Source organism: Oligoflexus sp. (genome assembly GCF_035638955.1).
Taxonomy (GTDB): Bacteria; Bdellovibrionota_B; Oligoflexia; order Oligoflexales; family Oligoflexaceae; genus Oligoflexus.
The window spans coordinates 96,070-119,979 of sequence record NZ_DASQYZ010000287.1 but is presented as its reverse complement, the minus strand read 5'-3'; the positions used below and the strand labels follow the sequence as shown (position 1 = coordinate 119,979).

General features: G+C 52.3%; 20 protein-coding genes. 5 read left to right on the top strand and 15 right to left on the bottom strand.

Annotated elements, in window-relative coordinates; translation table 11 throughout:
* The coding region (locus tag VE954_RS26730) for a PAS domain-containing sensor histidine kinase (RefSeq protein WP_324958632.1) at positions 1 to 1,858 on the bottom strand (1,858 nt) is incomplete at its 3' end.
* Positions 1,859 to 2,107: 249 nt separating this feature from the next.
* Between VE954_RS26730 and VE954_RS26725 the strand changes: the two genes are divergently transcribed.
* Positions 2,108 to 3,412 (top strand): adenylate/guanylate cyclase domain-containing protein, encoded by a 1,305-nt coding sequence (locus VE954_RS26725; RefSeq protein ID WP_324958630.1) that lies wholly within the window; start codon positions 2,108 to 2,110, stop codon positions 3,410 to 3,412.
* Here the strand turns inward: VE954_RS26725 and VE954_RS26720 are convergent.
* Together VE954_RS26720 and VE954_RS26715 are read right to left on the bottom strand one after the other, a co-directional pair.
* On the bottom strand, positions 3,409 to 4,710 hold the full coding sequence (locus VE954_RS26720; protein WP_324958628.1) for a DUF3373 family protein: 1,302 nt from the start codon (positions 4,708 to 4,710) through the stop codon (positions 3,409 to 3,411). The two genes, VE954_RS26725 and VE954_RS26720, sit on opposite strands and share 4 nt — an antisense overlap.
* Before the next feature lie 19 nt (positions 4,711 to 4,729).
* Positions 4,730 to 4,981: a hypothetical protein gene (locus VE954_RS26715; protein ID WP_324958626.1), complete on the bottom strand. Its 252-nt coding sequence runs from the start codon at positions 4,979 to 4,981 to the stop codon at positions 4,730 to 4,732.
* Positions 4,982 to 5,527: 546 nt separating this feature from the next.
* Between VE954_RS26715 and VE954_RS26710 the strand changes: the two genes are divergently transcribed.
* From VE954_RS26710 to VE954_RS26700, 3 genes are all read left to right on the top strand, one after another.
* Positions 5,528 to 6,403 carry an acyl-CoA desaturase gene (locus VE954_RS26710; protein WP_324958624.1) on the top strand — a complete coding sequence of 292 codons (876 nt, stop codon included), beginning with the start codon at positions 5,528 to 5,530 and terminating at the stop codon, positions 6,401 to 6,403.
* 228 nt (positions 6,404 to 6,631) lie between these two features.
* The gene (locus VE954_RS26705) at positions 6,632 to 9,250 is read left to right on the top strand and encodes a TonB-dependent receptor (protein WP_324958622.1); all 2,619 of its coding nucleotides are present in this window, start codon (positions 6,632 to 6,634) and stop codon (positions 9,248 to 9,250) included.
* Between the two features lie 159 nt (positions 9,251 to 9,409).
* Positions 9,410 to 10,540: a hypothetical protein gene (locus tag VE954_RS26700; RefSeq protein ID WP_324958620.1), complete on the top strand. Its 1,131-nt coding sequence runs from the start codon at positions 9,410 to 9,412 to the stop codon at positions 10,538 to 10,540.
* On the opposite strand, the gene VE954_RS26695 is transcribed toward VE954_RS26700, so the two are convergent.
* From VE954_RS26695 to VE954_RS26685, 3 genes are all read right to left on the bottom strand, one after another.
* The gene (locus tag VE954_RS26695; RefSeq protein WP_324958619.1) at positions 10,523 to 11,623 is read right to left on the bottom strand and encodes a dipeptide epimerase; all 1,101 of its coding nucleotides are present in this window, start codon (positions 11,621 to 11,623) and stop codon (positions 10,523 to 10,525) included. The two genes, VE954_RS26700 and VE954_RS26695, sit on opposite strands and share 18 nt — an antisense overlap.
* 78 nt (positions 11,624 to 11,701) lie before the next feature.
* Entirely contained in the window at positions 11,702 to 12,862 is a 1,161-nt protein-coding gene (locus VE954_RS26690; protein WP_324958617.1) for a phytase, read from the bottom strand.
* 95 nt (positions 12,863 to 12,957) lie between these two features.
* The gene (locus tag VE954_RS26685) at positions 12,958 to 13,401 is read right to left on the bottom strand and encodes a CBS domain-containing protein (protein WP_324958638.1); all 444 of its coding nucleotides are present in this window, start codon (positions 13,399 to 13,401) and stop codon (positions 12,958 to 12,960) included.
* 152 nt (positions 13,402 to 13,553) lie between these two features.
* Between VE954_RS26685 and VE954_RS26680 the strand changes: the two genes are divergently transcribed.
* The gene (locus VE954_RS26680; protein WP_324958615.1) at positions 13,554 to 13,955 is read left to right on the top strand and encodes a response regulator; all 402 of its coding nucleotides are present in this window, start codon (positions 13,554 to 13,556) and stop codon (positions 13,953 to 13,955) included.
* Here the strand turns inward: VE954_RS26680 and VE954_RS26675 are convergent.
* The 9 genes from VE954_RS26675 to VE954_RS26635 form a co-directional block, all read right to left on the bottom strand.
* Positions 13,927 to 15,105 carry a glycosyltransferase family 2 protein gene (locus VE954_RS26675; RefSeq protein WP_324958614.1) on the bottom strand — a complete coding sequence of 393 codons (1,179 nt, stop codon included), beginning with the start codon at positions 15,103 to 15,105 and terminating at the stop codon, positions 13,927 to 13,929. The genes VE954_RS26680 and VE954_RS26675 overlap by 29 nt on opposite strands.
* 75 nt (positions 15,106 to 15,180) lie before the next feature.
* On the bottom strand, positions 15,181 to 15,780 hold the full coding sequence (locus tag VE954_RS26670) for an SCO family protein (protein ID WP_324958612.1): 600 nt from the start codon (positions 15,778 to 15,780) through the stop codon (positions 15,181 to 15,183).
* A complete protein-coding gene (locus VE954_RS26665; RefSeq protein ID WP_324958610.1) occupies positions 15,737 to 16,540 on the bottom strand; it encodes a formylglycine-generating enzyme family protein in 804 nt (267 codons plus the stop codon). The genes VE954_RS26670 and VE954_RS26665 overlap by 44 nt, the downstream gene beginning before the upstream one ends.
* A 28-nt stretch (positions 16,541 to 16,568) precedes the next feature.
* Positions 16,569 to 17,996: a copper-containing nitrite reductase gene (nirK, locus tag VE954_RS26660; protein ID WP_324958608.1), complete on the bottom strand. Its 1,428-nt coding sequence runs from the start codon at positions 17,994 to 17,996 to the stop codon at positions 16,569 to 16,571.
* A 258-nt stretch (positions 17,997 to 18,254) separates the two neighbouring features.
* Positions 18,255 to 18,548, bottom strand: a complete 294-nt coding sequence (locus VE954_RS26655) for a hypothetical protein (protein WP_324958606.1) — start codon at positions 18,546 to 18,548, stop codon at positions 18,255 to 18,257.
* A gap of 184 nt (positions 18,549 to 18,732) precedes the next feature.
* Positions 18,733 to 19,836, bottom strand: coding sequence for a galactokinase (gene galK / locus VE954_RS26650; protein ID WP_324958605.1), 1,104 nt, complete (start codon positions 19,834 to 19,836; stop codon positions 18,733 to 18,735).
* Entirely contained in the window at positions 19,833 to 20,915 is a 1,083-nt protein-coding gene (locus VE954_RS26645) for a M24 family metallopeptidase (protein WP_324958603.1), read from the bottom strand. The genes galK and VE954_RS26645 overlap by 4 nt, the downstream gene beginning before the upstream one ends.
* On the bottom strand, positions 20,908 to 22,002 hold the full coding sequence (gene galT / locus VE954_RS26640; RefSeq protein WP_324958601.1) for a galactose-1-phosphate uridylyltransferase: 1,095 nt from the start codon (positions 22,000 to 22,002) through the stop codon (positions 20,908 to 20,910). Before galT ends, VE954_RS26645 begins: the two co-directional genes overlap by 8 nt.
* A gap of 5 nt (positions 22,003 to 22,007) precedes the next feature.
* Positions 22,008 to 23,864, bottom strand: coding sequence for a glycoside hydrolase family 2 protein (locus tag VE954_RS26635; RefSeq protein ID WP_324958599.1), 1,857 nt, complete (start codon positions 23,862 to 23,864; stop codon positions 22,008 to 22,010).
* Between the last annotated feature and the right edge of the window lie 46 nt (positions 23,865 to 23,910).

Genomic DNA, 23,910 nt, shown 5'->3' with positions numbered 1-23,910 from the left:
GGCGTCGCACTGGGGCCACCTGGGCAGTCACAACGAATGTGCTGCCAACACCCGGCTCGGAATCGAGAAGATCCACATTCCCACCCAGGAGCACGGCTATTTTTTTTGACAGGAGAAGGCCTAGACCTGTGCCCCCGAACTTCCGCGTATTGGTTCCATCGACCTGAGAAAATGGCTGGAAAAGGCTCCCCCTTTGATCCTTTTGAATGCCGATACCGGAGTCCTTGATCTTAATCAGGAGCGTGTCGTTTGCTTCAAGGCCAATCGCAATCTCGATGCTACCTTTTTCCGTGAACTTGATGGCATTGCCGATCATATTCACCAGGACCTGTTTGAGGCGGGCCGGGTCTGTCGTGATGATGTCCGGGGTATCGGGCCTCGTGATGACCTGAACAGTCAAGCCTTTATCTCGGGCCCTGCGGCCCAGCAGATTCATGACATCGCGAATAATCCGGGAGACCGAGCACTCGACCTTGGCAATTTCCATTTTTTGCGCCTCGACCTTGGACAGGTCCAGGATCTCATCGATGAGGCGAAGCAAATCGCATCCATTGCGCTCAATAATGGTCAATGTTTCATCCACTTCTTCCGGTGGGATGTCACCACTGCGAAGCAGGGACGTGAAACCTATGACGGCACCCAGCGGTGTCCGAATCTCATGAGAAATATTGGCCAGAAATACTGTCTTCGCATGGTTGGCGCGTTCGGCTTCCTCTTTCGCTTGGACAAAACTGAGGTGCGCTTGCCGCTCGGCCGTTATATCGAAGACAGCGAGAACCGCCGAGGTGATTTGACCTTCAGAATTAAAAATGGGAGCGGCATTCAAAGATAAGTAGCATTCGCAGTCCGTTGCTTTTTGATAAAGTCTGATCACCATACCCTGCACAGCAATGCCAGACTCAAGCGCCTGCGTCAGAGGCCAATCCTCGATCTGCAACGGTTTACCGTCCGGCATGAACGCTTGAATTTGTCCGTAATCGGCGAGGCAGGTGGCTGTAACAACGTCAGTTCCCATAAGGTCCTGAGCCTGGTCGTTGAAGAACACAATGCGCCCGCTGGGTGCTTCGGCGATCACGATGCCTGCTGGAAATTGTTTCATGATCGTTTCAAAGTGTGAACGCTCGACATTCATCTGCTTATGCAGCAGGGCAATGTCAGCCGAAGCGCGGCGTAGTTCAACGGTGCTTTGAATCGTGACCAGCGCCGCCGAGATTTGGTATTGGTCACGAATTGCGGCGCAGTTGAGCCGAACGGGAATGCTGCGGCCGCCTGAATGCTGGACCGTGCCTTCCAAATGTTGAACCGGTTGCCCATGGGTCAGGACAGTTCGTAAGGCCTCGGCAAAAAGATCGCGACTGGCAGGGGCCCAGAGCATGTCCGCTAGACTTCCTTTCAGATGCATTTTCCCAAATCCACAAAGCTTTTCAGCGGCCCTGTTCGCATATTGAATCTGGCCAGCCAGATCCACGATAAAAAGACCATCCGAGGAGTTCTCGTCAATGGCTTCCAGGAGTCCCCTGTGAAACGCGGATTGTTTCTGATGGGCAAGGGCTTTGACAAAGCTTTCGACCAGGCTCAGATCAGCGTCCAAAGATCCTGTGAGCGTAAGAAATGGCAGTTTTCTGCCTTCTTCCTGCAGGAGTCCAAGCGCTTCCGTGGCGGTAAAACCCGTGGGAAGGCCTTCCATGATTATTACATCTAGAGGAAAATCGGCCAGCGCCTCGCGGTAGGCGCATTGATTTTCCACCAGGTGCATCCTTACAGGAACGCCTTTGGATAACAGTTGGTAAGCCACTCGATCGGCGTGCCTGGTCGAGGCGGTGACGGCAAGGATTTGAACTGGCTGCAGTGAAGTCATGAAGCCAAGTCTCCATGTTTAAGGCGTTTTCCATCGCTTTGAGGCGGCAGCCTACCACTGCTACGCCATTTTTTCTATTTTAGTAAAAATACTCAACCTGGTTGCGATCATAAATTTCCATAGCCCATTCCTGTCAAGATGCAAAGATTTAACTATGCCATTCAAGACAGGCTAGGGAACAGGCCTTATCCATTGATTTACAATCTGACAAATTCTGCCGATAGCTGAACCATAGTTGAGGGTTTGGTTATGATGGGCGACAACCTCAAAAATGAATACAAGGTCCGCTGGGACCTTCGCTTTGTGGATCCCGCTTATGAACGGGGATTCAAGCGTCATTATGTCGCCAAGGGATTGCTCCTCAACCGTATTGCGCTCTCCATGGCCCTGCTTATGTACGCCTCGTTTTTTATCCTGGATTACAATCTGGATTTATCAAACCTGCTCCTGCAGGCCGTTTTGCGCCTCATCGTTATGCCCACGATCCTCTTTTTTACCTTCTATCGCTCCTTTCACCGGGATTACCGCACGAAATATGAGCTTTATATCTCCATTCCCCTGATAGCCGGGTGCCTGGGGCACTGCTGGATGGCTATTGCAAATGATATGCCTCCTGGATACTTTGTTTTCGCGACCGGCCTCATGCTGCTCTACAACCATCTTTTCTCTGGGCTGCGTTTACGGATTTCTTTGCGCGTCGGATTCGTCATGGTATCGACCTATGAGGTCGTACGCCTGCTTTGGACGGACGTGAATGTCCCTACGGCCCTTCAGGAAAATTTCTTTCTCCTCTCGGCCGTAGTCCTTGCCATCGTTGCCAATTACCTGATTGAAAGGTTCAACCGAGCCGATTATGTGCACCATATGGAGCGCGAAATCTTTTTGAAGAAATTGCACGCAGCCAAGGCCGAGCGCGAGCAACTTCTGAGCAATATCCTGCCCCATCCGATTGTGGAAGAACTCTACCTGACCGGTCGGGTGGATCCGCATGACCTCGCCGACGTGACCGTCATGTTTATCGATATTGTGGGCTTTACGCGCATGTCGGAAAAAATCCACGCACAGGATCTGGTCAAAGCTTTGAATGACTATTTCACCATGATCGATCGCATTATGGATAAGCACGGGTTGGAACGGCTCAAGACGATCGGTGACGCCTATTTCTGTGCCGGCGGATTGTCGACCAAAAACGAACCCCATACTTTGAATAGCTGTCTGGCGGCTTTGAACCTGATGCAAACCATCAAGGATCAAAGCTGGTTCGGTGAACCCCTACAGATCCGGATCGGGATCCATCATGGTCCTGTGACGGCGGGCGTGGTCGGTGAAAAGCGCTTTGCCTATGATATCTGGGGCGACACCGTGAACGTCGCCAGCCGGATTGAAAAGACCTCAGAACCGGGACGCATTAACATCTCGCAGGCTGTCTTTGATGTGGTGAAGAAGCATCTCGAATGTGAGCCGCGTGGGGAGATTCCGATCAAGGGGCAGATGTCGCAGAAAATGTATTTTTTGAAGGGAGAGCTGGCCCTCTCCCGAAATCAACCGGCTTAGAAATCAGTTCTAAGGTTGGCGTAGATCGCGGTCGTCGTATCCTTGGTCTTGGCGAATTCTCCTGCCGCGAGACCAGGAGCATATTCAGGCTTGGAATCCATCATCCCCAAACGCAGCTTCATAATGTTGTTAAGAGGCTGGGTGTAGAAGATATGGTTGCCTTTGCCGCGCTGGACATAGAACCCTATGGCATCACGGTTGGCGGCATCGAACTGTACGGAGTTCTTGTCAGCCGAATACATCTCGTAACCTATCAAAGGGTTCTTCATGGCAGCCACAGGCAGGGTATAAACCAGACCTGTGATATTGATAGTACCTTCGATTGTTGCATCAGCTTTGTTGGCTCCAAAACTAATAGAACCCCCGGTGGGTAAGGTCACTCCGCCTTCGTTGACGAGTTTCGTTTTCGTGTAGGACTCGTAAACAGTTAAACCCGTGGAAGCAATATCCTTAAATTCCAGATAAAGGGAGTTGATCATATAGTCGGCTTTCCAACCTGGGACTTTTAGGTCCGAGAACTTAAAGCCCTGGTAGATGGCTGAAACGTTTTGAGCAAATCCCGAATTATCCCAGCTGTAGTCCAGCATCCAGGAGGTCAAGGGTACCGTGCTGTTGTGGAAAACACCCGTACCGACGCCAGCCGGAGTTTTAACCTCTGTTTTTTCAAAAACACCCACACCTGATGCGCTATTTGTCACAGTAATCTCCGACAGAGGAGTGTAGACAAGCCGCGCGGACAGAGATTGAGTCTGGCTATTCAACGGTATGTTGTAGGTCAAGGCATAACCGTCAAGAGCGGATGAATAGACCTGACGAGGATAGGACCCCTGACGCGACAGTCCATCATAAATATGCGTGGGAGGGCCATCGAGAGTCGGCAAACGACCGACGGACAAAGTCAGCCCCTCAATGACTCCGTAATTGAGAAAGAGGCGTTCCACCACAACTTCGTTGGATGCATAAGTCCGGCCCAGGTTAACGCCCGAGCCGCTGGCAGTTGGCAAATTGTTAAAAACGTTGGAGTACGTAAAGCGCCCGAAGACCGAGACATTCGGCAGAGGCTTGGATCTGAAGTCGATCCCAGCCAGGTTACGGCTCAGGTTCATGGTGGATTTGTCGCCAACATCGGGCTTGAAGGTCACTTGATCAAACCGGGTTTCAAAGAAACCACTCCAGCTCAGAGTATTTTCAAAACCCTGGTACTCCAAAGCTTCGACGCGTTTTTGCAGATCACCTTCGGCAGCCAAGGCCACACTGCCCATCGCAGTGCAAATTACTAGAGGCAAAAAAGACTTCATGGATTTTCCCTTCAATGAATTAACCACCGATGTTACTGCCTTGCTTCTTGCAAGTGACCTTGCAACCATCCCCAACATCAACGGTGGAGCTGATGCACAGCGTAAACTGCACAATCGTTCCTGTCCGTCCAGGCGTCGCCAGCGTTTCCGCTTTTTCTTTGGGGAGTTTGCACTGATCCACCACAGCTTTGACGAAATCTTCTTTGGGATCAGCTGAGGCGGCCGAGCTGAGATACCAGCTCAAACCCACCAAGACAAGATACCGTTTCATAGAACCTCCATATGGATCACAGCGTCTACAACCGACACGGGTCGAGGACGGAAACCGGCTGAAAAAAGAGGCGTTTTCAAGGCATTTTCGGACTTTAGAGTTTTAAAAATTTTAAAGTACGCGGTTCACCGAAGCAAGCGAATTGCAACTGGCTGGAATAACTTTAGCTTTCAAATTCCTGGACATGGAGTCACGTTAGGGCGATTTGGAGTCACATAGGCTTTTCAGCAACGCTTTGGGTTGATGGACTCGAGCCGCGCGATGATCGCAAGGTGTTCAACCGAGCGGTGCAGTGGATTTTTACCGGAGTGAACTGTCAAAGCTTCGAACACAAACGTGATCAACGGGTGTAACCACAGACCTACACGAGTTTTGGCAGGCACCGATTTTCTGAATGAAACCGGCAGCCCATGCCCCGCCCTGCCTGAGCTAGGTCTCAACTTGTAAAACAATGGTAAAACCTGCGTGCAACCCGTGGGAAACACTGATGTCCTGACCTATACTAGCCGAAGAGTAGAGGAAGATTGAGTGCTGGAAGGAGAACCTATGCAAGTCGCCGCACAACAAATCGAGCAGACACAAGCCCCTGTCAGGCAGGTTGATTGGGTTGGATCGATACCGTTTATCGTTATGCACGTCGCTGGACTGTGCGCTTTTTTCTTTGAGTTTGATGCCAAGGCTTTTTGGCTGGTGTTCGCGTCGTACTATGTTCGCATGATTGCCGTGACCGCTGGCTATCATCGCTATTTTTCACATCGAACCTATAAGACATCACGCTTCATGCAGTTCGTGATCGCCTTCATGGCACAGACGTCTGCGCAGAAGGGGGCCCTGTGGTGGGCTGCGAATCATCGCCATCACCATAAGTATTCCGATACGGAAGAGGATCTGCATTCGCCCAAACAACACGGATTCTGGTGGGCCCAGATGGGTTGGATCATGAGTCCGAATTCAGTGACGACGCATTGGAAATGGATCCAGGATTTTGCCAAATACCCGGAACTCGTCTGGTTGAATAAGTATTTCCTCGTACCACCAACTGTCTATGCCGTGGGCATGTGGCTCGCATTTGGATGGTCCGGTTTGTTCTGGGGTTTCTTCTTTTCAACCATGCTCCTGTTCCACGGAACCTTTGTGATCAACTCCTTGACTCACCTGTTCGGTCGCGTGCGTTATCGCTCGGGTGATGGCAGCAGGAATAGCTTTCTCCTGGCTTTGATTACCTGTGGTGAAGGCTGGCATAACAACCACCACTACTACCAGTCGACAGCCAACCAGGGCTGGTTCTGGTGGGAGATCGACCTCTCGTATTACACATTGAAAGTGGCTTCCTGGTTCGGTTTGGTGTGGGATCTGCGTAAGCCGCCCGCTCATGTCAAGGCCAGGACCATTGCTTCGGAAAGCAAGGAAGTCGCGGCCTAAACCGTACGGAAAGCTTGCCCTCAGGGCTTTTGACCGCAAGCTGTCGCCCTATCTCCGGCCTTAAAAACATCAGCCGCTCGATATTGCGTCGAGCGGCTTTACTTTTGCTCAATTCAGCACCAGCCTCAACCAGATCCCAAATTACCTGACTCAATTGACTTTCCGCCGATCTTTGCTTTATAAACAAACAACTTTTCAAATTTGCACCAATCTTATGAGGAGTCTAAGGTGAGTAGACGTTTGTTGCGGTCTCATCGCTTGGCATTCGCTGTCTCAGGCGGACTGGCTTCAGGAACCTTGCTCATGCCTATGGCGCGTGCTCAGCAAGCTGACCCGGTCACCAAAGAAGCGGATTCGACCGCTGTCGAGAAGAAGGCAGAGAAAAAGTCCGAACGTATCCAGGTTACAGGCTCCCGTATCAAGCGTACCGATGTGGAAGGCGTATCATCCGTTATCCAGATCGATAGTGAGGCCATTCAAAAGTCAGGTGTATCCTCCGTTTCCGAACTCATGCAGAACCTGTCGGTTTCCATTGATGGCTCGTACAGCAGCTACTCCGTGGAAGACAAGCGCGGCACGGTCATGAACGTAAACCTGCGGGGCCTTGGCCCAGAGAACACTCTGGTCCTTCTCGACGGTCGTCGTCTGCCGGATGAAGGTGGCGAAGGGGTCGTGGATCTTTCAGTCATCCCGATGGCCGCGGTCGAGCGCATCGAAGTGCTGAAGGATTCAGCATCGGCGATTTACGGTTCGGACGCCACCGGCGGTGTGATCAACATCATCACCAAGAAAGATTTTGAAGGCAGCGCGGTTTATGCTCGTGGAAGCAAACCCCAGGCTGGTGACGGCGGCGTCGGCACGCAGTTTTCATATATGACGGGTGTGACGAAGGATAACTTCCGTAACCTCACTGTCTTGGGCTACCAGCATCAGGAGCCGATCTATTACCGGGATCGTGAGTGGACCGAACGCGGTTTGAGTATCTATGCATTCCCCGCCAACCTTCAGACCGTAGGGCTGCCTCTCCAGGCTCACCCCAACTGCGCGGATAATCCTGATAAGCTGTCGGAAGAGGGCCGGACCCTTTGCGCGTATAACTACGGCGAAACCAGTGCATTCTCGTCAGAATTCACGCAGGTCAGTATCCTGAACAACTTTGAATATCGCCTGAACGATAGCCTGAGTCTGTTCTCGAATCTGCGCGCGAACCGTAACACCAATTCCTGGAATCAGGCACCCAACGCCGGTGAATTCACTATTCCCCAGGCGATTGCGGCGGCCAGGGTCAACGAACTGAAGCTCGCCCAGTTGGGCCTGACGACGGTGGAAGGCCCGGTGGATGTTTATTATCGTGGCGTTCCTTGGGGCCTTCGACGCTTTGAAGAGGAAAACACGGTTTTCGGTGGCAGCATCGGTGTGCGTGGTGAACTCGCTGGCAGCTGGGAATGGCAAGCCGTTGCTGGTCGCACGGAAGGTAAAAAAGATCAGGTGAATCCCACCGGCTTTATGCTTAAGAGCGAACTCGTGAATGCCGTGGCCTCAGGTGAATTCAACCCGTTTGAAACCAACCTGGCCGATCCCAACCTGGCCAACGTGGTCAGTCGCGCCTCGTATCAACCGTTTGTGATCACCGAAACACAAATGATCACCTACGATGCCAACACCACAGGCGAGCTCTTCGATCTGCCAGGCGGATCGGCGGCACTGGCGCTGGGCGTGAACCGGATCGAGCAGGACTATAAAAAGACCATCGATACACAATCCGAAAATAACAACGTCTTCGGTATTGTGAATGACCAAGGCGATCAAGGCGACCGTCAGGTCAATGCGCTTTACGCCGAGCTTAGCCTGCCCGTCCTCAAGGAATTGGAACTGCAGGCTGCCGTGCGTCATGACCAGTACAGCGACTTCGGGGGCACAACCAATCCCAAGTTCGGTTTCAAATACCGTCCTGTGGATCGGCTCATGTTCCGGGGTAGTGCAGCCACAGGCTTTAAAGCGCCGACATTGCGTCAGATCTATAAGGGCAAATCCGTTGGTCTGGATAACCTGAAAGATACGATTCTCTATGCAGGCCAAGCTGATATTCCCACAACCACCGAAGTGGAAATTGAAACCTCAGGCAACCAGGATCTGCAGGAAGAAACGTCCACATCCTACAGTTTCGGCGTCGTTGCCGATCCTTTCGAAGGCTTCTCGGTCGGTGCTGACTACTGGTATATCGAAATCAACGACATCGTTCAGGATATGGATGCACAACGCGTTGTGGATTCGATCGCCTCGGGTCAGTCGTATGAAGGCGTTGAAATCATCCGCGCAGGCAACGCTGCCGATGGCCGATTGGAGCGCATTATCATCCCCACGATGAACCTCGGTGAGTCTGAAAACTCCGGTATCGACACCAATGCCGAGTACCGCTTCCGCGCCGGCACCACACGCGCGTCGGTGGGTTCGGAATACTCCAGGAAATTCTATTCCCGCAGTGTCCCCTTCCCAGGCCAGGCGCAGGAAGACCTTCTGGGCGAACGCGGCAGACCTCGCTGGCGCATGGTAAACACGGGTACTGTCGCATTCGGCAACCAAAGCGTCCTTCTGCGCAATAACATCATTGCCAAGCAGCAGTCGGCTCTGGATCCGGATCTGGACATCGGGAGTTTCACAACCTACGATGCTCAGTACGCGTGGAGTCATCCTTGGAACGGTTCCATCGCGCTGGGCGCATTGAACGTTTTCGATACCGATTTCCCTCGTGATAACAGCGAACGCGCGGGTGATGACACCCGTGTGAAAGAGCTGTTCTCTCCAGATGGTCGCGTCCTTTACGTGAACTTGAATCAGGTCTTCTAAGACGTCGCAAAATCGAAGGGGTCAGCTTCGGCTGGCCCCTTTAATTTTGCCTAAAAAAACCGGTTTTTCCCCCTATTTGTCACACCCTCCATTTTATGCCTTAAGACTCTTCATTCTTTCGTCCGAGAAAGAATAACAACATCACTTCTGGAGTCGATTGTGTTCAGGCATGATGTATTTATAGGCAGCCTCCTCGGAACTCTGGTGTGCACCCTCGGTTGCCAACCTCACAAGAAAAACATGCCACGGGATCTGTCTTCGCAGTTTCCCGATATGAAACGCGCTTTAGGACATTTTTCCATTCAGCTCGAAAAAAGCCATGAAGCTCACGTGCTGTCTCAGGCTCGCGTGAAACTGGAGCAAGGTCCCACCCATAAACATGTGACCTTGCAGTTCAAGATGATTCACATCCAGGAACAGGTGACTTTGAGCTTCCTGCATCAGAGCCAACCCAGGCCAAGGATAGGGGACGACCGCGAGAGCGCCCCGGGTGCCTCACGATGCATGCCGTCAACAGCCCATATTACGGACTCAGTTGCCCCGCAGCTGGAACACCGGGCGCCGCCTCTTGATCATGCTGCCCTCTTTCGCATGCCCCTGCCCCACTCCATTCAGCATGCTTCAGCCGTGAATGTTATAGGCGTGGGTGACGCCTGGAATATCGCACAGGGTTCACTGCTATGGCAGCCCAACCACGAAGGGTCCCCATCCATTACTTTGAATTGGACGCGGGACCAGGCCCCTGAAGTCCGCTATCCCTTGGCCTCAGAGCTGGCGCCACTTCATCTTCAGGCTCGGCGCATCGATGCGGCCGGTGAGCACAGAATTCCAATAACATGGCACGATGGATTTGTTTGGCTGGAAGAACAGCAAGAGGAAGGGAAAGCGGAAGCCTGGCTTGAATTGCAGTATGACGTGCCCGGCACCGAACCAGCTTTCGTACTGCCGCAGCTCCCGGCTTTCGACACCTTGAAAACCCTGGTTATGCTACCGAACTGCGACCGCGATCAATTTGTTCTGGAAAAAAATCACCTCGTCTGGACCTGCCCTCAGCAGGATGGACCGGTGTGGGCCGCTTCCTATTCCTTTCATCAGACTACGGGTCACATGTCTCGGGACGACTGGCCCGAACTCGCGACCCATATCCCCAACGCTGTGATCGCTTTTGGAGATGCGGGTGAAACGCTGGACGTTGCCACCTACGGACCCCATCACGTGTTGCACAATATTCCGGAAGAGGCGTCACATGTCTGTATGCAAGCCACCTGGACGTCAGACCCGGCGCACTAATCCATGCCCATTCCCATGGGGTAAATGCAGTTCCGCATGGCAAGCATGCCACGGGCTTTCCTGGGTCACACGCTCTTTGAAAAAGAAGGGCGTATCAAGATCCGCATAGGTAATCGCTTCCGTACCACAGGCCATTTGTAACGACAGGCCCATGGCCACCTCACTCTCCAGCATGCCACCGATCATCAGGGGACAACCCCCACGTTGAGCCAGCGCTATGATACGCAGGGAGTCTTCGATACCCGATTTCATGATCTTGATATTCACAATCGGTTTGAGCCCCAGTTCAAGCAAACGCTGCAGATCCTTGTGGGAGCGCACGGTTTCATCCGCGCAGATGGGAATCGGCAATTTTTGCGAAAGCCGAACGAACCCGGCAAAGTCGTCTTCAGGCAGTGGCTGTTCGAAAAACAGAGGCTGAATATCCATGCTTTGCAGCCGTGTCACCAGCATTTCCGCATGAGTCACCGAAAATCCCTGATTGCCATCCAAAATATAGCGAGTGTCCTTTGGAACGGTGCTTTGCAGGGCGCGAATCATATCAAGGTCCTGATCCACATGGCCTGAAACTTTCACCTTGATCGTGGAAAATGCAAAAGTCCGATACAGATCCCAAAAACTCGTCACGGAATGGGGATCCATGATAGGCAGCGTGATGTCGGTCATCAGCGTCCTTTGCTGACCGGTGCCCCAGATCTGGGATAAGGGCTGCTTCAGCTCGCGCGCCTGCAGGTCCCATAGGGCACCTTCCACACCAACATAACCCGTGATGGATTGGGCCACTGCCTCCTGCTTCAGCTTACGCAGGCGTTCAAAGGCTTTGTGTGTGGTGCAGCCGTGGATCTCATCCAGGAGGCCGCGCGCAACGTCCGCAGCTGATGCCATGGAATCACGGGTTAACGAAGGAAAGGGCGCGCACTCGCCCAGGCCGACGAGGCCATCCTCATTACGTATTTCCACCAGAATAATGTGTGCTGTGGCCAGGCTTTCCCTGGATATCGTAAAAGGCACATGAATAGGAATATTCAAAGGGTAAAGCGCGCTTGAATCAAGAGCAGCATGAACAGCATGTTCGGCAGGCACCAGGATCTCCGTTTCTGAGTCCAAATCATGGTCTTATTTTCCCACGTTGCTGTTCAAGCCGCCAGCAGGAACTTCGCGTCAGTTACCTGTCTTCGGAAAAATTTTCCAAAGGTCAGCCAGCGAAATGACCTTGTAGTTGGCAGGGGCCAGAGTGCCGTCAGGCTGGGTATTTTCATCATCGTGCACCACAAGAACACCTTCGGGATAGCGTTGGCCTAAGGCACCCGATTGAACAGCCAGCCCATCGGTGAACGTAATCGCGTCACTTGCCCCAAACGTGATCTTGAAATTGCCGAGCCATGTTAAGTTTGTGAGGTCGTAAAGGGTAAATTCCGAGATGCCCTGGCTTGAAAAGAGTAAATAGGAACGACCGTTGGCATGCAGAATATCCATGCCTTCAATATCGTCCGTCACACGAGGTACGCCTGGCTTTCCCCACTGTTCAATATCAGTCCATGAACCTTGGACAGGGATAACCAGCTTGGGTATAGGTTTGGCGGCTGCAGTCGAGAGAGACCAGATACCAAAATTTTCCATGCCCACATAGAGTTTTTGAGTGCGGGCATCAAAAACGCAACCTTCGAGGATAAATCGCTCATCTAAATTTTCTTGCAGCTCATCCATTTCCCCTTCCGCCTGGGTTTCTTTCGTCACAACACTTTGAATAAAGGCATCCTGCACCGGTCGGACCAGAGCCGCCAGATCATAAGTCGCCTCCAGTTCAGCCTGGTATTCGTCATCGAACGTATATTCATAAAGCAGACCCGACTTTGTTGGCAGGTACACACGGACATCATCGTCATCATCAGCCGCTTCCGCCAGGCATAAACCGTAGGGCTCAAAAGCCTTCCCTTGGCTGTCCTTCAGCACGGTCCGCGTAAGAAAATTGACCTTCCCTTGCCGAATGCGATAGATATCAAGAGCGTTTTCGCTGCGATTCGAAGCGACAGCTACATTTTTTATAATATCAACGCTGTTGAGTTTACTGCCAGCAAAGAATTGTAACTGTCGGCCTTCAAGATCATAGACCCCAAGACCCCCCTGCCCGTCTTCATCGTATTTACTGGTGCCGAGGATTAAACTCTTGTTCGAATCCTTGGGATGTTTCCAGATCGCAGCATCATCGCTATCGGAAAAACCGGCTGGGATCGGCGTTGTTTCCACCAGAGCTTCCAAAGTGGAAACCTGGGCCGATAATGACATTGGCAGCAGACAGGACATACAGAACAAAATGCGCATGAAAACCTCCTCATGCTGGCGTGAACTCATGAGGAGGATGGAACCAAAAAATCTGATAAAGATCCAGTATGAATGGAAAATTCACGGAACCTTTATCAAAGTTGGTGGGTGGAGGGGCGATCCGTATGGTCCAGCATGCTTTCCAGAATTTCACCCGCGAGGGCGTGATCCCTGGCATGCGAGGAAAGGTCGCAGAGCGACAGAATACCGACTAACCGCTTGTCGCGATTCAGCACCACCAGACGGCGAATCTGCTTCACCTGCATCAGGCGCGCAGCTTCCAGTTCATCCTGATCCTCGTAGATGAAGACAATATCCCGGCTCATGACATCTTGAACCGGGGTCTCATCCGGATTCATGCCATTGGCGATACCGCGGGTGGCGATATCACGATCCGTAACAGCACCTAATATTTTTTCGCCATCGGTCACAGGAATGAAACCAATATCACTGTCACGCATAATTTCACACGCCGTCCGGATATTGGTTTCCGGACTCATCAGAACGGTTTCCTGAGTCATCATTTCAGAGATCTTCATCACGAGATTCCTCCATTACAGACAAAGCCAAGTCTTGCCTATTAATAGCAACAAATACCGTGCGGGTATCTGGCTTTTTTTATGTAAGGCTATTAAACATATGGTTTTGGCGCAACGTGAGGGTTAAACCAATAGCCGAAGGAGCATGATCGATGACACAAGAACGCCAGGCCATAATTTTGGTCATTGAGGACGATGACTACTGTCGAGATCTGCTGGATCAAATCCTCACCATGAACGGTTACATAGTAAAAGTTGCACACAACGGCCTTGAAGGCCTGGATATGCTTCACAGAGTGCGCCCTGATCTGATCCTGCTCGATATGAAAATGCCGGTCATGAATGGTTGGGAATTCAGCCGGCGCTTGAGGTTGGAGAAAAACAACACGGTTCCGTTCGTGATCGTTTCGGCTGCCGAAGATATTCAAACCCGTGCCCAGGAAACAGGTGCAAATGGTTGGCTGGAAAAACCTTTTGAACTGGAGAGCCTTTTAACCATAGTTGAGAGTCATCTGAAAAAGGCGCTTAATGGGAACGATGGAACCAGGGAATGAAAGGCCCTCGAAGGATGCCTTGTGCGGCTTTCAATTCCTGCATGGGATAAAACGTTCCTCGCCACATGACCCCACCTTGTCTCGTCATGATCCACGCGGACCGACAGAAAGTTAAAAACTGAATCATGATCGCAGGCACTAACGTCAGCCCTCGTGTCCAATCCACGGCATGGCGGCGGCAGCATTGTATGAAGAGCCCGTGGGAAATAAAAGTGGACAGAAGCCACGGAACCCTGGTCCAGCCAGTTGTTGTTAACGACAAGAAGGGCGGCAGGAAGAAAATCAGAGTCTGGACAGCAATGGAAAGCCCGAGCAGCCACCAGGAAAAACGCAAGCCCGCAAAACTGTTTTTCTCGAGTCCCCTTATATATTGCCAAAGACTCGAATACCAACGAATCGAAGCCAGATTTTGCCCCAGAAAGAAGCCCGATCGCCCTCCCCCACGCTTGGCCAGCATGCCGAGAAAAACATCATCGACCACTTCCAGTCTCAGCTTTGCATGCCCACCCACTCGTTCGTAAAGGTCACGCCTCACCATATTAAAAGCCCCCACACCCATATAGCTGTGGACCTTGTTACGATCAAAGATATGCCGAGGATCCTGGAAGAGATAAAAGAGGAACGACAGTGAGGCCACCACCGCATCCTGCCAGAAACTTTGATTGAGCATACGCGGTGCAAGACAAAGGTGATCCAGATGCTCAGTTTCGCACGTTGTGACGACCGATCGAATCGTATGGGGCTGCATGATCACGTCACCATCACAGAAAACCAGCCAGTCTCCGGTGGCTTTTCGAGCCCCAAGAGACAAGGCCCAGCACTTACCCAACCAGCCGGACGGCAGCTCGTGATTATGGATCACCTGCAGCTGCGGAAACCTTGTCGACAGATCATCCAGGATTTCACTCGTGCCATCCGTGGAACGATCATCCACAACAATCAGTTCCAGATTCGGCCAGTCCTGCGAAAGAAGCGATCGCACACTGGCCGCGATCCCTGCCGCCTCATCCCTGGCTGCGACGATCAGCGAGACGCGGGCATGATGCGGCGAGGTCCAATGCTCGGGCAGGAGGCGTAAACTCTGTGCCTGATAATGGGGAATGCGACTGACCCAAAACAGCAAAATAACAAGGCCAAGAGTGAGCAGCATAGGATACTCTCTGCAGAAGGGCTGACATGACCGATTCTGCAGGAAAACTTCTCTTCTGTCACGGATCCTTTTTGGTTACCGACCGGCAGATTCAAGTATCGACTGAATCATTTCCACAGTCTGCCCTCGGCCCCTGAAAAGTTCCAACTGCTGATGGCGCATATGACCTTTCTGATCGAGCACAGTAAAAATATTGGAGTGCGCATAGTCTTCCGATTCCATTTTTTTGTAGCGAAAGTTTAAAACAGCGGCAAGTTCCTGAACGTCGTCAGGCGATGATCGTAAAAAGCGCCATTTTGGGTTCAGGTGACGGGCTTTGGCATACGCCGCAAGCCGCCCTTGCGTGTCCCTGTCGGGATCAAACGTAAAAATCAGAACCTGAACCCTATCCTGCAGATGGCTTGGCAAAGCTTTCTGAAGAGCGCTCAGCTCCGTGATAATGAGCGGGCAGGTTTGTTCGCAGCTGGTATAAACCATACTGAGGAGAACGACCTGGCCTTCCATATCTTTCCAGGCAAAAGCCAACCCATTTTGATCCTTCCAGGTGCTGCCAAGCTCATGCAAACTGCCTGGCGCTTTCGCCAGAAGGTCACCTGAAGCCCACAACGTGATCATCACCAAAAGAATACACTTAAGGCGCCACATCACGGGCGCACCGGAAACCAAGATTCGCAAGGGAAAATCCTCCTTTTAAGCTGCTTCGAAAAGCAAAGCGCATATAGCTTGCGTAGTTTGTAGGATCCTTGCCGCCCAATGTGGCCGCACCACAAAATTCGGCCGCATCAGGTGACGAATTATCGCGAAGTTCCGTCGATGCAATATTGGAACTGAAATCGCTGGTCCATTCCCAGATCAGCCCATGGAGGTCCTGCATACCCAGGCGATGCCTGGTGGGTTGCCCAACCGACTGTAAAACCAGGGGCGAAGGCCGGGCATACCATTCCAGGATGAGTTGCAGAAAATTCTCACGATCCGCTTTGGTCTGGCCGAAGAACTCAGGACCTGCAACATACTCCCATTCAGCCGTGGTCAAAAGACGCTTATCCAGGGAACGACAGTAAGCTCTTGCGGCAAACCAGGAGACGTTGACCACAGGACTCGTCAGTGGAGCGCCCGGTCCCGTTTTAAGTCCCTCTTCCCAGTGCAAAAGGTAACCCGGTTCCGTAAAAAGCCCGCTGGCCTTATCACGTTGCCAGGCCGGATTCTGCAAAACAAAACTCAGAAACTGTCCATTGGTCACAGGGGTTCGATCCATATCAAAGGTCTTCACAAAAAGCACCGGCGCTTGCAGAGGAGCACCGGGTGTCTTCTTCTCCGGCACAAAGGATTCATAGCGACCGGACGGTACCCGGGCCATCGTGCTATCGTTTGCCAGCACGCCGTCGATTGAGGCCGAAATCAGCAAACCAGTGAAGCAGACCTTGGATAGAATCATGGCGATAACCTCAGCAGTCGGAGATGTCTTACTTCTTTTGGGCCTTGGAAGCTTTGACTTCAGACGCGCTGACTTCCTTACCACTGTTGCCCCAGGCGCTGTAGATGAAGGTGAGCACGTTGGCAACATCATCGTCGCTCAGCGACCAGGCTGGCATCACACTGTCATATTCCTGGCCGTTCACCATAATTTTGCCTTCCAAACCATGGACGACGGCATCAACCGACCGCTTCTTATCAGCATTCAAGAAATCAGATTTGGCCAAGGGAGGAAAGGCACGGGGAATACCTTCACCATTGGGCTGATGGCATGCGGCGCAGTTGGTGTCATAAACTTTTTTACCGACAGCTATGCGATCCGCCTTGGATTTGGCCGCAGGAGCTGCCTGGGTTTCCGTGTTGATGGTTTGGATGCCCGAACCTTCCGGCAGATAAACTTCATCCTTCTGCTTACCGGAATACACCTCCTTGTCGTCAGCACCTTCGACTTTGATCTGAGCCAAGGCGCCTTTGTTAAATGCCCGAAAGATCGAGTGATCAACGATAATATAAGTCCCGGGAACATCAACTTTGAAGTCCACGATAGCGGAACCGCCTGATGGAATTAAAGTGGTCTGGACATCCTTATTCACGAGGGATCCACCTTCGATATAGACACGGTCAAAGATCTCTCCGATCACGTGGAACGAGGATACAAGGTTCGGACCACCGTTCCCAACGTAGAGACGGATCGTTTCACCAGCCTTGGCTGTCATGGAGCGCGTTCCAGCAGTAGCCCCCACAGAGCCGTTGAAGACGACATAATCAGGTTGTTCCTTGAGCGCCTTGTCCATACTAAAAGACTGAAGACCGCGGTCCCCGTATTTGCCTTTGGTATAGAATTCACTTTGCATAACATAATACTCGCGATCCACCTTGGGCAGCCCAGCCTTGGGTTCGACCAGGATCAGGCCATACATACCGTTGGCAATGTGCATTCCCACAGGCGCTGTCGCACAGTGATAAATATAGAGACCTGGATTCAGGGTCTTAAATGAGAACGTCGACTTGTGGCCAGGCGCAGTGAACGACGAAGAAGCGCCACCGCCAGGGCCTGTGACGGCATGAAGGTCGATGTTATGAGGCATCTTACTGCTGGGATGATTGCTGAAATGGAATTCCACGGAGTCGCCTTCGCGAACACGGATAAATTTCCCAGGCACTTCGCCGCCGAAGGTCCAGAATGTGTAGTCAACGCCGTCTGCCAGACGGGATACGACTTCTTTCGCTTCCAAATGAACAATAACCTTGGCCGGTGTCCTGCGCTGCAGAGGCGGCGGAACTTCCGGTGCAAAGGTGAGTTTGGCCTCCTCAGTGGAAAGCTCATCGGCGTGGACGTAAGGGGCAGTGGAAGTCAAGAGCAGTAGAGCTCCCAAGACCCAGATAGATCGCCGAAGGTGGGTCGAGAGGGTTGGCATAGCAGACTCCTTTGAAGGTGATGGACGCAAATCTTTACTCGAAAGATTTCGAACTTTGAGTTCGCATCATCACCAATGCAATCGGAAGGCCGCATCATAATACCTTGAAATCTCAGGTTTATTTGAAAGCGGCCGCAGAATAGAGGCCGAGGTCCCCAAAATATTCGCCAAACCTGTGGCAAATAACGCGAGCGAAGGGCTTGGGCACCAATGGCTTCAAACATCGCGGCCATGAAGCCGCGATGCAGGAACCCAATCTTACTGCTCAGGCAGGCCGTAGCCATTGGTTTGTGGGACATCGTGGGAGAGGTTGTGTTGCTTGATAACTTCAACAGCGAATGCCCGGGCAGCTTCCTGACTTTCAGGATTTTTGCTCTGCATGCGCAAGATGAATCCGTCGGGTCGTGATTCAAGGCGAACGTCGATAAGCGGATTGTGGATCACATGATCCAGTTTTTGAGAAAGTATCGTGTCATCGACTATGGATTCCGCTAGCAGCAAAGTGGACGAAAAAAGGCTTATAATACCGACTGCGATTACGAAAGCTTTCATGACTTCTTCCTCCTCCAGTTTAAAAAGGCAAACACTGAGACAACACAAAGGGTTGTTGCAAGAGGTCAGCCATTTTAGACCTAAATTTCAACTCGCAGTAATGATTGAAATATGACGAGACGTCGAGGTGGGCAACCTGGCGCAAAACGATCAGGTTGCGCCAGGAGACAAAACGCGCCGCGTGTCAGGAGGGTTCAGGAACCAGAATCGTTGGTGTCTCATCAAACCGTTGGCTTGCTCGTTCCACAATGCGACTGGCAACGGACAAAGCCTGCTTGGGTTCGCAGATACCGACAATGGAACCACCAAATCCGCCTCCTGTAAGTCTGGCTCCAAAGACCTGAGGTTCGCGCAGGGCTTCCTCGACAAGGATATCAATTTCGGGAACCGAGACTTCATAATCGTCACGCATGGATGTATGGGATTCTCGCATCAACTGCCCCAGTCGCTTCATATCCCCGCTTTCCAGAGCTTGAACGGCGTCGAGCACGCGTTGATTTTCCGTCACCACATGCCGCGCTCTTTTTTGATAAAGATCCGGCAATCCTGTTAAACGGTGAGGCGCTTCAATATCGCGCAACTGTTTGACATTCAAGAGATGCGTAGCTTCCTCGCACTCGGACCGGCGGCTGTTATATCCACCGCCTTCCATCAGTCGATGGCGGACTCCTGAATTGATCACAAACAGATCCATCTTATCCCAGGGCAAAGGAATGCGTCGCGAACTGAGATCACGAGTATCCAAAAATAAAGCATGATTGTGATCACCAAGGCTGATGGCCATCTGATCCATAATGCCCACACGTGCACCGACGAATTCATTCTCGACCCGCTGGCACAGCAAAGCGATCTGGACATCATCCAGATCCAACGAAAACGCCTGCCTGAGCGCGCGAGAGAAAGCCACCAAAAGAGCCGCACTGGAAGAAAGGCCTGCGCCCATGGGCACATGCGAGCTGATAAGAGCATCAAATCCCTGAATGGGTTGACCTTCGCGGGCCCATAACCAAGTCAGTCCCTGAACGTAATCACCCCATCCGTCCTGAGCGGTTTCTTCCCCAAGATAATAATGAAAGCGACGGATGCTCCCATCGCGATCCATCGTGGCAAGATGAACTTTGCGATCCGTCCGGGGTGAGAGACTCACCAGCGTTTTCTGCGGAATCAAGGTCGGCAGGACAAAACCACCGTTATAGTCGGTATGCTCGCCGATAAGATTCACGCGACCAGGAGCTTCCGTCGTGCATGCAGGCATGCTGCCATATAACTTGTGAAACGCATTTTTCATAGCTTCACCAAAAAGTCAGGCCGTTTCCGGTCGGCAAACTCAAATGTCGGCCAACGCGGATCCACGGTAAGGATATCCGTCTGGGAACCTCGAATCAAAATCGTATCTTCAATCTTGCCGCCCTTCACGCTGGGATTCCAGGCCAGGGCGGTGTTATCACCGAGTGGATCACTGCTTTGCGGCGAAGCCACTTCCTCGCGCGCCAGATAACCCGTAGGGCCGCCTTGATGATGCCGCGAGGGTTCATCCGCATAGCCCATGCTTTCATAACTGCTGACGATACGTTCATAGATCTTACTGAGCGGCACACCCGGGCGGCTCGCCTGCCAGGCGACCCATTCCACCTGGGCGAGATCCAGTTTGCGTTTTTCCTCATCCTTATCAGGCTGACGAAAATAGACAAAACGTGTGAGGTTGGCATAAAGGCCATGACGTCGCGCACAGAAAACCAACATGGCTCGACTGCCAAGTTTTTCCGCAGAAGCCACGGGATGCCGGTACCGCGGCAATCGATTTTCACCGCCCGCCATAGTCAATGCCGGATGAATACCGCGCTTCCAAAGAGCCGCAGCACCTTCCGCAGCCAGTTGATATTCAGTCCACTCCGGATGCGCGGCTTCCATAACATCGGTCATGGCTTCGGCCGACTCTTTACAGAGCAATCGATAGCGGTCCTGTTCCTCGGGCATCAATTCCCGACGCAGAAGCCAGAGCTCGCGAGGCAAGGCATATTCCACGCCCCGCGGTCGATCACTGGCGAGCAGTCCCCCGCGCGTTTGATCCAGTATAAAAGCCTTCCGAGCGAAAGGATCCTGCCAAGGCGCACTCCAGACCAAATAAGGCTGAGCCGCCTCTTCATTGAGAAAGCGCTCGGCTTCGATGGAATCGGTGAGGATATAGGCGTCACGCAAAGTCACGAGGACTTCAGCGACCCCTGTTTCAGCTGCCAGCAGAACGGTATTGGAACTGCCCCCGGTTGCCCAGGCAAACCAATCCGTACCTCGCAAGAGAAAACCCGCCATGCCCTGACGAGCCAGTATTTGGCGCATGGTCGCCAATTTTTGATCTATTTCATTCAAGAGTCACCTCCACGCCCTGCAGCTCTTTCGCCTTGTCTTCAGGCAAGCTGTCGTTGGCAAACATGCCGGCTCCCAATTCCGTTCCGGCCAGGAATTTAAGTCGATCTGAACTGCGATAAGGCGGATTAAATTCAAAATAGAAATGGGATTCAGGGTGATCCCGGCCATCGGTCGGCGCCTGATGCATGGTCATTAAATAAGGGAAGGGGCGGGACCATAAGGCATCAAATTTCAACAGTACCGTTTTCAAAGCCCGGGCCAGGTCCGCACGTTCGTGGTCTTCCAGCCTGTCCATGGTCGGTACGGGCCTTTTGGGTGCCACCCAAACTTCATAAGGATAGCGCGCGCAGATGGGAACCAAGGCTACGGCATGCGGCCCTTCATAAATAAGTCGAATGTGATCCCGCAGCTCACGCGCGATAAAATCAGCCATAACACCGACGCCGTGTTTTTCGAAGTAGGCCTTCTGCTGCGCGACTTCACGAGCGGGAACGGGAGGAACAAAGGGATAGGCATAGATCTGGCCATGCGGATGATGGAGCGTAACACCGACTTCCACACCGCGATTTTCAAAAGGCATCACATACTGGATACCATCCCGTTGACCAATCTCCCGGGTCCGATCCCCCCACACTTCGAGCAACAGCGCGATATGATCCAGCGGCAGGCGGCCCAGTGTCATGTTCGGATCTTTGGTAAAGACCACCACTTCACACACACCAAGGGCCGGGGCGGTCTCCACCCCGGGAAGCATCGGTGGATTGACAGCTTTTTCGCTCAGTGTGGGAAACATATTTTCAAACACGGCCACATCATAATCCCCGGCCGGAAGTTCAGTCGGAAATTCAGGTGAAACCGTTGGAGCTAAAGGATTGAACTCCTTAGGGGGCAGGAAAGTTCGATTTTGTCGGTGCCGCGCATAGGCCACCCACTCGCCACGCAAGGGATGCCAGCGCATATGGGATCCCTCCAAGGCCACCGGATTGGCTTGCGGACTGGTGGCCACGATATTGGCGTCGATGGGGCGGCGGCTATAAAGAAGCAGCGTGCGACCGTCAGGTTTGTGGAATCGGCTCTTGTACTGCATAACAATCAAAGCCCCATTTGCTGTGGATTTTGATCGAACTCATCCAAGGTGATCTCAGCACGATCGCGTTGGAAACCTCGGGTAACAAAAGCGATAGTTTTCATATCGATCTTAGGTGTCCGGTCTGCAAAGAGTAGACCGTTGGCCTCCTGAAAGGTATCGGTAAATTGCGTATAACAGAATCCACGGAAGAGCTTGAGCTGATGGACTACTCCGAGCAACTCCGTATACTGCGCCTTAAGGTCGCGAGCGGTTGAGCTGACGGCATAACCCCAGGCATTGCTGGTCCCTGGTTTTTCCTTGGTGAAGGCAATACCACCGAATTCCGTCAGCATGATCGGTTGATTCTCGCGGTCATAGCCTTCAATGGTGATCATTTTGCCGGCCGGACTGCGCCTTTTAAGGATTTCATTCGTGGTGAGCTGGGCGTCATAACGTTCTTTAAAGGCCTCGGGGTGGTTATCGTAATCATGAATCCCGATGATGTCGGTGGCCGTGCTTTCCCACCCATCATTGCCGATCACTGGGCGTGTGGGGTCCAAAGTTTTGGTCAGATGATAGAGGGCCTGCACACAGCTGCGATGGGTCGCCTTTTCGGCTAGATCCGGCACCCCCCAGGACTCGTTAAAGGGGACCCAGGTGACGATACAAGGGTGACTATAGTCGCGATCAATCGCTTCTATCCATTCCCGCGTGATGCGCTCGACGCCTTCATGGGTAAATCGATAGGCGCTTGGCATCTCTTCCCAAACCATCAGTCCCAGGACGTCGGCCCAAAACAAATAATTGGGGTCCTCAATTTTTTGATGCTTGCGAGCCCCGTTAAACCCCATGGCTTTAATAAGTTCAACGTCGCGTTTCAAGGCCGTGGCATCCGGAGCCGTCATGAAACTTTCCGGCCAATAGCCCTGATCAAGCACCATGCGGAGATAGTAAGGTCGACCATTCAGCATGAAATCGCCATGCTGAATAGAGACAGAGCGAAGCGCAGTATAGGAATGCATGCGATCCACACACTCATTATCGGCGTAGAGCTCGATTTCTGCCTTGATCAATGTCGGCTTTTCAGGGCTCCAGAGCAGTTCGTTGCGAAAATCGTCCACGCCTGGGTCAGATAGCGCGATTCTTCGATGCACTTCGCCCAGGATCACTTGATAACTATCATTGACCAGCAGGTGGTCGCCTACGCTCAAATGCAGGCGGATTTGCAAATTCCTGGTCAGGCAGCCTTCAATGAAGGCCTCGAAGCCAATTTCCCAACGCTCCAGATGAGGCGTCCAGCGGACATTGCCAATATAAGTTTTGGCGACGGGTTCCAACCAGACCGTTTGCCAAATGCCAGTCGTACGGGGATACCAAATGCTATGCGGTTCAAGCTGCCAATCCTGTTTGCCCCGTGGTTTGGCAAGGTCCTGCGGCTTATCTTCCACCTGGACCGTCAGCACCTGAGGTCCGTCAGCTTTCAATGCATGGGTAACATCAAAGTGAAAAGGGGTATGGCCGCCTTCATGCTTGCCAACGAACTGATCATTCACCCATACATTCGCCACGTAGTCGACCGCCCCAAAGTGGAGAAGCAGCCGCTCACTCTCATTCAACGGCAGTTCAAATTCCCTCTGGTACCAGCAGACGTTGTGAAAGCCTGTGTCACCAATCCCGCTCCGTTCGGTCTCGGGAGCGAACGGAACTTCAATTACATGGTCCCATTGCGATACATCTGAAGGTTGGCGACAGAGCATCTCATCATCAAAGCAGAACTTCCACGGACCGTTCAGGGAGTGCCACTGCTTCCGGCAGAACTGAGGCCTTGGATGAAACTGGTGTAAATCCAAGTCCAGCGACGTTCTGTGCTTCTCCTTCATATCTTGCCCACCATGTGAAAGAAGAAAAAATGTGCTCATAGAGAAC